Source organism: Chlorogloeopsis sp. ULAP02, from assembly GCF_038404745.2.
In the GTDB taxonomy this organism is placed as follows: domain Bacteria; phylum Cyanobacteriota; class Cyanobacteriia; order Cyanobacteriales; family Nostocaceae; genus Chlorogloeopsis.
This window is the reverse complement of the sequence record NZ_JAYKTT020000023.1, coordinates 51,137-63,845: the sequence shown is the minus strand read 5'-3', so window position 1 is coordinate 63,845 and position 12,709 is coordinate 51,137. Positions and strand designations below refer to the sequence as shown.

Genomic DNA, 12,709 nt, shown 5'->3' with positions numbered 1-12,709 from the left:
GGATTACAGAGGAAGTGGATTATGACGTTAATAGTAGATGCACCTAAAATTACATATCAAGCAGAGAAGGGACGGCCACATCCTCTAGGTGCAACACCGGATCAAGAAGGGGTGAACTTCGCGGTTTTTTCACAACATGCTACAGAAATACAACTTTTGTTATTTGATAAGCATGATGCTCTAGAACCAATACAGATTATTGAGTTAGATCCGAAAGTAAATAAAACCTTTCACTTCTGGCACGTTTATGTGAGGGGTTTAAAACCAGGAATTCACTATGCTTATCGCGTAGACGGGCCGCATGACATTAATGCCGGACACCGCTTTAATCAAAACAAAGTTCTAATTGATCCTTATGCGAAAGGAAATACCGCCGATCTATGGAACCGGGCAGATGCTTGTGGAGAGGGAGATAATTTGGCTACCTCAGCACGAAGTGTAGTCATCGACATCTCAGATTATGACTGGGAAGGCGATCGCCCGATCAATCGCCCCATGAGTGAAACGATTGTGTATGAAATGCACGTCAAGGGGTTTACCAATTCGCCTAGCTCAGGCTGTCAACATCCTGGTACATTCTTGGCAGTGATTGAGAAAATCCCTTATCTCAAGGAATTGGGCATTACCGCCGTGGAACTGTTGCCAATTTTTGGGTTCGATCACAAGCAAGTACTGCGGGAAGTTAATGGCAAGCCACTGACAAACTACTGGGGATATAGTACAGTTAGTTTCTTCGCTCCCCACAGTCCCTATTGTGTTTATCCAGAGGTTGGCAACCAGATTCGAGAATTCCGGGATATGGTGAAGGCGCTCCACAAAGCGGGCATTGAGGTAATTTTAGATGTTGTCTTCAATCATACCGATGAAGGAAATCATCTAGGGCCGACAATCAACTTTAAGGGTTTTGATAATAGTATCTATTACCATCTCGTTCATGGAAACAAACAGTACTACATGGACTATACAGGTTGTGGTAACACATTTAACTGCAACCATCCGCTCGCAAACAAGTTCATTTTAGAGTGTTTGGAATTTTGGGTACGAGAAATGCACGTAGATGGCTTTCGGTTTGATGAAGGGTCTATACTTTCTCGTGGTGAAGACGGTGCGCCGATGGCATATCCCCCTGTAATATGGAATATTGAACTATCTGAAACTTTAGCCGACACAAAAATCATCGCCGAAGCTTGGGATGCTGCCGGGCTATATCAGATTGGCTACTATCCCGGATATCGGTGGGCAGAGTGGAACGGGCGCTATCGGGATGATATTCGACGCTTCGTCAAAGGAGATCCAGGGTTAGTTGGTGCCGTTGCCTCACGGATTGGTGGCAGTGCCGATATCTACCAATCTAGCGGGCATTTACCAATTAACAGTATTAATTTCATCACCTGTCACGATGGTTTCACGCTGAATGATTTAGTCTCTTACGACTACAAACATAATGAAGCCAATGGCGAAGATAATCGTGATGGCATCAATGATAATTTGAGCTGGAATTGTGGGGTTGAGGGTGAAACGGGCGATCGCTGGGTTGAAGATTTGCGCGATCGCCAAGTCAAGAATTTTGCCGCTATTCTCTTATTATCTCAAGGCGTGCCGATGATCTTGGCAGGTGATGAGGTGAGGCACTCCCAACAAGGAAATAATAACGCTTACTGCCAAGATAGCGAGATTAGCTGGTTTAATTGGCAGCAGTTGCAGAAATATCCCCATATCTATCGGTTTTTTAAACTGATGATTGACTTTCGCAAGCATCATTCTATTCTGCACCGACCGCGTTTCTTTAGTGGGGAGATCAATGAGCGCGGATTAGCGGATATTTCTTGGCATGGTTGCCAATTATATAGCCCAGGTTGGAACGATCCTGATTCTCGTGTTTTAGCCTTTACCTTGGGGGGCTTCAACGAGGAGGTAGATATTCACATCATGCTGAATATGTACTGGGAAGGGCTTGATTTTGAAATTCCTACCGTTGCAGGCAGGCAGTGGTATAGAACGGTAGACACTTCCCAGCCATCCCCCTTAGATATTGCAGAACAAGGTAAGGAAACTCTGATCACAACTAAGACTTACTGGGTTCAGAGTCGTAGCGTTGTGGTACTGATTTCTAAATAGTTTTGTGAATTTTCTCTCTTTTTCTTTAGATTTTAGCAGTAGATCCAATGAATAAAATAGAATTTTCCTTCTCAGACTTGATAGCTGGGTATGTTACCCAATTCGACCAGACTAAAGACGCTTTTGGTTTAAAAACCTCCGATAACCGAGAGTTCTTAGTCCAATTAACCCCCACTGTCTTCGCCGAACTCATACGTAACTTGGGAGAAGCGTATCGCGATGCCACTGCCCAGATACGAGAAATGCTGGTGCCAGGACGATTTGTATTTGTCTACGGTGTCTTCTACCCAGATGGGGAAAACGGCAATCAAAATTTTGAAGCCAAGCACATTGTTTTTTTAGGGCGTACCGAGAACGAGTACTTATTTGAAAAGCAAAACTGGTGGATTAAACAGGTGCGGGAGTTAGCCGACTTCTACATTCAAGCCGAGTTTGGCGACAGCGAAATCGACTACTCCGAATACCGTACTAACTTAACTATTACGGGAGATAAGCAAAAGTCTGGGCGGCAAGAGACGGATACAATCTCTCGTTTAGTTTATGGCTTTGCTTCTGCTTATTTACTGACAGGAGATGACCATTTCTTAGAAGCTGCCGAAAAAGGCACGAAATACTTGCGCGAACATATGCGCTTTCGTGACGAAAGCGAAGGTATTTGCTACTGGTATCATGCCGTTGACATTAAGGAGGACGGCAGCGAGCAAAAAATCTTTGCCTCTGAGTTTGGCGATGACTACGATGCTATTCCTTGCTACGAGCAGATTTACGCTTTGGCTGGCCCTACTCAAACTTACCGGATTACAGGCGATCCCCGAATAGTAAGTGATATTAAGGCAACAGTCAACTTATTTCACCGCTTTTTCAAAGACAAAACTCAAAAAGGTGGTTACTACTCTCACATCGATCCGATTACTCTTAGTCCCTATAGCGAGTCTCTAGGAAGAAATCGGGCTAAAAAGAATTGGAACTCTGTCGGCGATCACGCTCCTGCCTATTTGATCAATCTCTGGCTTGCCACTGGCGAACAAGAATACGCTGACTTTTTGGAATACACCTTTGACACGATCGCAACTTACTTCCCCGACTATAACAATAGTCCTTTTGTGCAAGAGAAGTTCAATGATGACTGGTCAAAAGATTACCAAACAGTACAGCAAAATCGAGCAATTGTGGGACACAACCTAAAAATTGCCTGGAATTTGACACGGATGCATAGCCTCAAGGCAAAAGAAACATATAAAGATTTTGCTGAAAAAATTGGTCATGTTATCCCTAGTGTGGGTTGCGATCGCCAGCGTGGTGGTTGGTATGACATGGTAGAGCGGGTATTAGCTCCAGGGCAAAAATTTCATCGCCTTGTCTGGCACGATCGCAAGGCTTGGTGGCAACAAGAGCAAGGAATTCTAGCCTACTACATCATGGCTGGTGTTTATAAAGACCCGAATTTCATCCAGTTTGCCAGAGAAGGTGCTGCTTTCTATAACGTGTACTTCCTGGATACTGATTCTGGTGGTGTCTATTTTAACGTTTTAGCAAATGGACAACCCTACGCACTTGGTACTGAACGCGGTAAGGGCAGTCACTCAATGGCAGGTTATCACTCCTTTGAGTTGTGCTACTTGGCTGCTATTTATACCAATTTGCTGATTAATAAGGAACCAATGGATTTCTTCTTCAAGCCCCAGCCCGGAGGTTTTCCAGACAATATCTTGCGTGTACAGCCAGATATTCTGCCACCCGGTAGTATTCGGATTGATGAAGTGTGGATTAATGGGCATAAATATACTGATTTTGATGCCGAAGCACTGACAATCAAATTACCAACCGATCAGACGGAAATAAAAATCAGGGTGCGGATAATACCTGCCGACATTGATTTCGATGCCGATCTGATGGAAGTAACTGATGGGGTTGCGAAGATTAACATGGCTGGCTCTCTAGAACCAAGTATGTTGAAGTATTTCAAAGAAGAACTGGAAAAAGCTCATGGAGTTACAGGTGTTGTCTTGAATATGGAAGATCTCAAGTCAATTTCTGATGAAAGTTTGCGATATCTTGCGTTTTATAAACAAAAAGCAGGTGGTAATTTTAGTATTACAATTTCAGGTGCTCAAGGATCAGTAAAAGAAGCGATCAAGCAAAGTGAACTGAATGAAGAAGTTAGTTTAGTTTGATAGTGCAATCGGAGGAATTGAAGTAATATCAAGTTAACAAAAGAATGCGACACAAATAGAGATCCCCCTAAATCCACGCCACTTGCTACAAGTCGGCAGAGCCGCCCAACGCAGTGGCTCCCCTTAAAAAGGGGGACTTCAAACCTAGATTGAGTTCCCCCCTTGAAAAAGAACTGGGGGGATCATTGTCTTTTAAACTATTTTCAGTTTCCTCGTTAATTGCTTGTTATGGAAAAATTTGAGTTAAAATTATTAGTTATTTAAGGTAATGATGCGTCAAAAAACTATTTATTTGTTCACTTTACTTTCTCTTTGCCTATCTTTGAATGTACCAAAAGTAAACGCACAACAAGCTCCAGAAGAAACTACACGTCAAATTACCACAAGTCGCCCTGACACCAATACTCCTGTTCAAGTTGCTGTAGGTATATATCTAATCTATTTTGATGATTTTGATGAAAAAGAAGAAGCTTTTACATTGGATGCTTACTTACTTTTAACTTGGAAAGATAAACGTTTGGCATTTAAACCAACCCAAAATGGTGTAAATTATAAAACTTACCAAATAGGAGAAATCTGGTTACCTAATGTCAAATTTTTAAATATTGAGCGCGAGCGAGAAACCGTTTATACAGAATTAAAAGTTAAACCTGATGGTACTGTATATTATAAAGAACGATTTACAGGTCGATTTAATGATGAAATTAATTTGAAAAAATTCTCTTTTGATTCTCAAAGACTAAGATTAATTCTCACAACTCCTTTATATAACACTAAAGACATAAACTTTATTGTTGACAAACGTACAACTGGTAAATCTCCAAATGCTTTTTTGACAGGATGGACAATTGGAGAATATAACGCATTAGTCGGCTCGAAAAAATCGGAGTTTGAAGAAGTATATTATCCAGAATTTATATATGAAATCAATATTTCGCGTTATTCCATACCATATATTTTGAATATAATTCTGCCATTATTGTTTATAATTGCTATTTCGTGGACAGTATTTTGGTCTCGCTCTTTTGAATCAAATACTGTTATAGCTACTAGTTCTTTATTATCAGCGATCGCATTTAATGTCGTAATTGCAGAAGACTTACCAAAAGTTGCTTACATAACTTATCTCAATGGATTTATTCTGGTAGTTTATATTTTTATAAGTTTGGTAATTATCTATACTGTAGTAAAACATCGAATTAATTTAGAAACACATAAAGAGCTATCATCAAAAATTGATCGCACGGCTCGTTGGCTTGTTCCATTTGCGTTTGGACTAACCAACATTGTATTGATAGGAATCTTTTTACTTTAAATTCATAATTTAATTAGCATCGCTTCGTCTGCCAATTTCATATTTATTATCATCACAAATTCCCTAGATGTGATGAGTTATTTATAGGACTTACGCAAAACCTCTCTCAAATCCTCTTGACTCTGTGTTACAGACACTTGCTACAACGGAGCGGAGCAGGAGTTGCTCCGCCTCCGGGCAACCTCCAAGGGCGCAGTGTCCTCCTCTGCGTTGCGCCAGTTGCTACAAGTCTCTTAACCCGCAAGGGCGCACTGGCTTCTCTGCGGTTTATTATTCCATAAATTCGTGCATATTAGATATAACAAGATTGTTAAAATTAATACATACTTAATCATACACTTGTATTTATACAAAAAAATATATGCAATTTAGCGGAATCTCAAAGATTTTCTTGAGATTCTTTCAGTATTTTTACGCCAGTTATTAAGTTTTCAAAAAATTATACTAGTACTGAGAAACAACAGATTACGTCTGATAGCCCTCTGCAAGTCTGGGCTATACAGACAAAACCCGCATAGATGGGTTGCAAAGCCTTGATTTTTTACTGGATTACTAAATATGGCATCACAAAATACTAGTGTAAAGGCTAGAGAAGCTCAAACTCAAACTCGTCTTTTGTTAGCTTTATGGGATTTGGGAGGAACGAAGCAGGAAATTAAGAAAGGCGAACTTACCAAGCGAGTTGTACAAAAGGGCAAGAAGGCAGCAGATTATCAAGGCGTCTTTGAGAGCTTGGAGAAAAAAGGAGCGATCGCTGTCTCTAAAAAAGGGTACTCTCTGGTATCTCCCAAGGGTTTAGATGTATTGGGTGAAGGCTTAAAAAGTTCTGATTTTAAGTTTGAAGGAACTATTGTAGGAACTTGGGCTGCAAATGCGCTGTTGAAGTGGATAAGTCAGGTGAATGGCACGGTAGTTGGTGCAGCTGCATCTGTTAACGGTGTAAAAAGTACTGTGAAATCTTATCAGGAGTTTGAGAAAGTCACATTGGGAGTCTATGACAGATTAAACAGTGACTACAACCTGAATCATCTAGTGCCGATATATCGAATTCGTCGGGAAATAGGCGATCGCGTTAGTCGTTCCGATTTCAAGAAATGGTTACTGGAAATGCAGGCTAACGATATTTTGCAACTGCAAGGCGGCAGTGTAGAAGACAGCGCACCAGACAAAATTGAAGATTCCATAACTACAGAACTCGATGGATTACGCTGCTACGCCAAACTCTTAAAAGTCTAAAATTTTCCTTCTCAGTCATTGAGGTTGCAAAAATATGGCAGATACCAGATGTTCAATTGATGAATTAATTAGAAATAAAAATCCATTCGCTGGACATATTGTTGTTAGAGCGGCACAAATATGGGGTAAAAGTTTTCCTGATGTGCCTTCAATTAATTGTCACGCCTCCAATGCTGTGTTTGATGCAGTGGAGAAAGTCCGTAAAGGGCAGCGTGAAACTGTCAGCATTACAATTACTGCCGAAAAAGGATTAGGAAAAAGCCATATTATTAGTCGGATTCGTCATCGCTTGCAGGCAGAAAATAGTGCTTTATTTATATACATGAGCAAGTATGACAACTTAAATCAGATTCATTACCAATTTTTGCAAACTGTCACTGCCAGCCTCAGAGCATTCAGAATTCAAAATGTAATGCAATGGCAAGAAATAGCGGCAGCTTTACTTAATGAAACTAGTAAATGGAACTACACTTTACAGCAATATATTAGTAGTATATACCCTAATTGGTTAAGTAGATATTCTACAAAAATCGTTGATAAATTAACAGAAGTTGTTATACAAGCAAAACCGGAAATTACAAATCCTTACTTAGTAAAAGCGATTTTATGGACACTATCTTCTGTCCACGCTAATTATGCAAACTACTGGTTATCCGGATTGGAACTAACCCCAGCACAAGCTGAAGTCATGGGATTACCGAATCCTAAAACAGAAGATAGAGAAGCTGAAGCATTAAAATTTGTTCGCCAAATTCTAGAATTAACTAGTGACTATAGAATTCCGGTTATTTGCTTTGACGAACTAGATATTGTAGATATGGCTGATAACGGTTTTACAGCACCACAGGTTGTTGCTAGTTTAGCAAAAGATTTATATAACAATCTCAAACGTGGTGTTTTATTGTTAGCAATGTATCCTGATACTTGGAATTACCAAATTAGGAGTTTGCCACAGGCTGAAGCAGTGATTGATAGATTAGTAAGTGAACAATCTGATAGACAGCCAATTGTACTGAAATATTTAAACTCTGATGATGTTGTTGCCGTTGTTAATCAATGGCTAAAAGAGTTTTATGAAGAAAATCAACAAACTCCAACACATTCTCTATACCCATTTAATGAAGATAAGCTTAGAGAACTTGGTAAAAGTAAACCTACTATTAGAGCACTTCTAAAGTGGTGTGCTGAAAATTTTGTTGTGTCTGAACTCAATGTATCTGGAAAACCTTCTAAAAAAGAAACACATTCTGTTGAGCCATACTTTCAGCAAGAATTAGCAAATGTAGAGGCTTCTATAGATGCACTGTTAGACGATGAGGTAGCAATTGCTAAAGCACTTCGGTTAGCATTCAATAGCTTAATTGGAGAAACAGTAGAAAAAGTTTCCATTGAAGCTGTTGAAGAAGTTAAGGCTAGTTCAGCAGATCAAGGCTATATAGATTTTAAAATAATTGGTAATAAAGGAAAAGTAAAAATAGGGGTAGATACTATACAGCAAACTGGCGGTAGGTATGTAGGAGCTGCTTTAAAACGTTTAATTGAGTATAAAAAGTTTGATATTACACGCGGTTGCTTAGTACGCTCAAAGCAAATAAATTCCGGTGCAGCAGTAGCAAAAGACTGTTTGAAAAAACTTCTGCAAGAAAAAGGAGGAGAGTGGGTAAAGTTGCAAAGTCAAGACATTAAACCTCTCTTAGCTATTTCTTTTGTTTATGACTGTGAGAGTTATGAACTCACGAAAGAAGAAGTCTTTGATTTTATCAAGCAAAACAAACTAGCAATTAATAACGCTCTAATTAGAGAAATTTTGAGCGATCCTTGTGGGCAAGAACCTGATAATTTAACTGATGACGATTTGCCAATGAGAATTCCTCAAAGTCTTTCTGATTCCACTGATGACATTGACATAAACCTAGCTACGGTTTCCTGAAATGAGTCAGATGGTTTCCATTTCAACTGCACTATGTCTACCTGCTCCTGATATTGAAGCATTAGTACAAGGAAGAACAATTGCTGCTTTACCCAAGATGTTTATCCGCACTGGGCAGCAATTTGCTCTTTATCCCACAGACTCTTTAAATATTCCACTTTCAGTTGAGCAATACTACCGTTTAAGTTTCTTGCCTATTGCTAGCAGTGCGATCGCTTCTTTAAATTCTCAAGGTATTTTGCTACAACCCAAGCAAATGAGCTTGTTCACAGATAAAGAACAGTTACAGCTTCCCCTATTAACCTCTGAGACAGTTTCAATTCAAGCTTGGGCAAAGTGCGAATCATGCCAAATTATCAACAACGCTGAATCATTAACTACTTTATCGCGGCTGACGATTTGGACACAAGAAGCTTTACAGGAAGTGCTTGCACAAAGGCAAAATATCTTTCTAGCCTACCTACGAGTTTATCAATTGCCAAAAGCAGTTGATGTCTCAGTTAAGAGAAATACCCGGTTTGTTGCTTTACCACAACCTTTAACTGTTTTAGAAGTAAACCCAGTTTTAAGCGATCGCATCTTTGCTCAACGCAAACATCAACTAGAAAATTTACAACCTCCACTCCATCCTGAATTAGAAGAATTGCAAAGTGCTTTAGCTTCCCTTGCGATTACTAATTCAGCTGCTAAACAATTAGAAGAGGATATTCGAGTATTTTTAGGTTGGAGTAATTGCAAGCAAATTAAACAACCTAGTTCAAATTTAGCTTGGATTAATGATATTGCATTTTTAGGTAATCGTAGTAAAGAACAAGATGAAGGTAAAAGCAATTATCAAGCAGGAACAGATTTTGAAAAAATAGTTCGTAAGAGCCTCGAATATTTAGGATTTACAGTTGATGAATTTCATCGAGGTGGTGCAGGCGGTATAGATATATTTTGTTCCCAACCCTATCCTTTAGTTGGAGAATGCAAAGCGGGTAAAAAAATACCTAATGATACTGCTGTACAATTACTTAATTTAGGAACACTCCGCTTACAAAACCAAGAATTATTAAAACAAGCAATCAAACTAATTATTGGCCCTGGTGAAGCAACAACTCAATTAGAATACGCAGCAAAAGTACACAGTATGGCTATTATTAATCCAGAAACATTAGAAAAACTAGTAAAACTAGAAAATAATTATCGTAATTCGATAGATTTATTTAAACTTAAAATATATTTAAAAGCTGGAAGTTCCAATCAAGAAGTTGAAAAATATCTTGACCAAGTTTACAAAGAAATTAGTCTGCGGTCGCACTTAATTCAACTCGTGAAAAAGCATCAAGCAAATACAGGAGATGAAAATGTTGAAGTTGCAACTCTTTACGGAGCCTACGGTTATTCAAGTCCACCTCAAGCTCTCAGTCGTGAAGAAATGCACGAAATTCTCATTGAACTTTCATCACCCTTAACAGGCTATTTAGGACGAATTAAAGGCAGTGATTGGAAGAGCGATCGCTTTTATTTCCTCCGCGAGTTACCTATAACTAACATCTCCTAATTTACTCCTTAAAAACTTTGGGAACATTAGTATTTGTAGCTTGAAAATATTCCTGCTTTTCAAACCCAAAAGTATTAGCTACAACCGAGTTGGGAAAACTTTGAATTTTTTGATTGTAAGCTTGCACTGCCTGGTTATAGCGCATTCGCTCTACCGCGAGGCGATTTTCAGTACCCGTTAACTCATACTGAAGATTGATAAACAATTGGCTAGATTGCAATTGGGGATTAGCGGCGGCATAATTGCGGAAGCGATCAATAGCTTGATTAATTTGTACCGTTGCTGCGGCTTTTTCGTTGGGAGTGTCTGCTTGCAAATAAGCCTGACGCGATCGCTCCAACAAAGAGACTAATTCTTTTTCCTGTTTGGCATAAGCTTGTGTCACATTCACAAGGTTGGGGATTAAATCGGCACGACGCTGGAGTTGATTTTCTACTTGCGCCCAAGCTGCTTCAACCCTGGAGCTACTACTTTGAATAGAATTATAAGTCCAACCAATCCAAACAGCCAATGTAGTTACTATCCCTGCACCAATTATCAACAATCTTTGACGCAGATGTGCTAATCGTTGTTGTTTTTCTTGCTGTTGTCGGTGCCTTGCCTGCACATCTCGGATGGCTTGCTCAATAAACTCGGCAGGAATATCCACTTCTTTTCCTGCTGCTACCAATTCAGAAGGCGAGTAACTTTGGGTGTGATTGGCATAGTAGCGCGAAGCTAACTCTAGCACCTCTGGAGCAATCTCTTCGGGAATTCTCTTTTCTGGATTATTCATAAATATTACTTACCAACTACCACCAGCACCACCACCACCACTGTCACCACCACCAAAGCTACCACCACCGCCACCACTAAAGCCGCCGCCACTATAGCCACCCCACGTGCTGGGAGGAGGAGGCGGAGGAGGCGGGGGCAAGCGAGGAATGATTTCTTCTTGCTGATGGTGATAAGCACAACTATGACACTCATCAGTAATTAGTCGTCTTCCAGAATTGTACTGTGTAGCTGGTCTAACAATTTGCTCGGTGCGGGTGACAGTTAATTCTTGACAGTGAGGACATTTCTTAAATCGAGATGAATGAGACTCTTGAGCAACAATGTGGAAACCACTACCAGTTAGCTTATGACTGCAATTGAGACATCTCCAACCCTCAAATCTGGCACTACCTAATTTTTGTGCTATTTTTTCTGGTTTGCTCAAATACGACTCGACTGTGGTTGCGTCTACTTTTTCCATCGGCTGTTGGCAATTAGCACACAAAAAAATATAATTGCCGTCGAGTTTGCGACTACGCCCTTCGGGGGCAATCAAGATTTTTTGAGGGCGTCGTCTGAGAAAAGCCGCACTTGCGATCGCTAATATTAATATCCCACCTCCAGCTAAAAATCCCCATAAAATAGGGGGAACTGCACTTGTTTCTACAGTTGAGCCATTTTCCCGATTTGGAGTTTTTACTTGGTTTCCAGACGATGAGCGATCGCCCTCCAAAATAAGTACTAGTGCTTTTGTTCCTGCCAGCGTACCACCTTCAAAGTCTCCTTGTTTGAAGCGGGGAATGATTTGGGTATCGATAATATTGCCCACTTTCGCATCGGGCAAAATTGCTTCCACGCCGTAACCAGTCTCAATTTCCACACGGCGATCGCCTACTGAAATCAAGAACAACAAACCGTTATCTTGTCCTTTTTTGCCAATTCCCCAATCATTAAATAGTTCGGTGGCAAATTTTTTGACAGAACCACTAGGAGTTGTTTGTGGCACAGTTACCACGGCTATTTCCGTGCCATGTTTTGCTTCCAACTGAGAAATCATCTGATTAATTTGGGCTTCTGTCTGTTGGCTGAGGATTCCTGCCATATCAGTCACCCATCCACCATCCTGCTGCCTGGGATTGGGAACTTCTTTGACATTCACAGCCAGAGTCGAAAGAGGAGAAAGAAATATGGCAGAGGAAAATAAGCTTACCAAAAAAAAGCGTTTTGGTTTTAGTACATTAAATTTCATTATTTCAGCCTCCAGCCGACTAATTTCTGGAGCGTATTTTGAGTGTGAGCGGTGCTTGTGGTTGATTTATCCTCTCACAGCTTTTTATATACTAGAGAATTTCTCTGTCTTTGACTAAGTAATCAAAAAGATTGTTTCAATATGCCCTTATTTCTATTTTCTAAGTTAGATCTATAAATTGTGAGCAAAAATAATTATTTTGAGGGCTATTTTTGCAAAAACGGCAGAATCGTTAGTAAGTTGATTCTTATCAACAAGTATCGATAGCTTCGTAATTATAAAAATAATAATCTGGGAAATATATCAAGAAATATTAAGGATTATATTTTTGTGTAGTATTTTATTACATAGCATCAGCTTGATGCTGTGTTGAATCTGTAGTACT

At 39.8% G+C, this 12,709-nt stretch carries 8 protein-coding genes; 6 read left to right on the top strand and 2 right to left on the bottom strand.

Features of this window, described 5'->3' with window-relative positions; all coding sequences use genetic code 11:
* The first annotated feature begins 21 nt into the window (after positions 1-21).
* The 6 genes from glgX to U2718_RS10640 all read left to right on the top strand — a co-directional run bounded on the left by glgX (position 22) and on the right by U2718_RS10640 (position 10,319).
* On the top strand, positions 22-2,118 hold the full coding sequence (gene glgX, locus U2718_RS10665; RefSeq protein ID WP_342003183.1) for a glycogen debranching protein GlgX: 2,097 nt from the start codon (positions 22-24) through the stop codon (positions 2,116-2,118).
* A gap of 47 nt (positions 2,119-2,165) precedes the next feature.
* A complete protein-coding gene (locus tag U2718_RS10660; RefSeq protein WP_342003184.1) occupies positions 2,166-4,292 on the top strand; it encodes an N-acyl-D-glucosamine 2-epimerase in 2,127 nt (708 codons plus the stop codon).
* A gap of 268 nt (positions 4,293-4,560) precedes the next feature.
* Positions 4,561-5,607, top strand: a complete 1,047-nt coding sequence (locus U2718_RS10655; protein WP_342003185.1) for a hypothetical protein — start codon at positions 4,561-4,563, stop codon at positions 5,605-5,607.
* 558 nt (positions 5,608-6,165) lie between these two features.
* On the top strand, positions 6,166-6,843 hold the full coding sequence (locus U2718_RS10650; RefSeq protein ID WP_342003186.1) for a hypothetical protein: 678 nt from the start codon (positions 6,166-6,168) through the stop codon (positions 6,841-6,843).
* A 34-nt stretch (positions 6,844-6,877) separates the two neighbouring features.
* Positions 6,878-8,773 (top strand): hypothetical protein, encoded by a 1,896-nt coding sequence (locus U2718_RS10645; RefSeq protein ID WP_342003187.1) that lies wholly within the window; start codon positions 6,878-6,880, stop codon positions 8,771-8,773.
* A gap of 10 nt (positions 8,774-8,783) precedes the next feature.
* Positions 8,784-10,319: a DUF1802 family protein gene (locus tag U2718_RS10640; protein WP_342003188.1), complete on the top strand. Its 1,536-nt coding sequence runs from the start codon at positions 8,784-8,786 to the stop codon at positions 10,317-10,319.
* Between the two features lies 1 nt (position 10,320).
* On the opposite strand, the gene U2718_RS10635 is transcribed toward U2718_RS10640, so the two are convergent.
* Together U2718_RS10635 and U2718_RS10630 are read right to left on the bottom strand one after the other, a co-directional pair.
* Complete coding sequence (locus tag U2718_RS10635; RefSeq protein ID WP_342003189.1) at positions 10,321-11,094, bottom strand: LemA family protein; 774 nt, start codon at positions 11,092-11,094, stop codon at positions 10,321-10,323.
* 9 nt (positions 11,095-11,103) lie between these two features.
* On the bottom strand, positions 11,104-12,324 hold the full coding sequence (locus U2718_RS10630) for a TPM domain-containing protein (protein WP_342003190.1): 1,221 nt from the start codon (positions 12,322-12,324) through the stop codon (positions 11,104-11,106).
* Positions 12,325-12,709 lie beyond the last annotated feature (385 nt).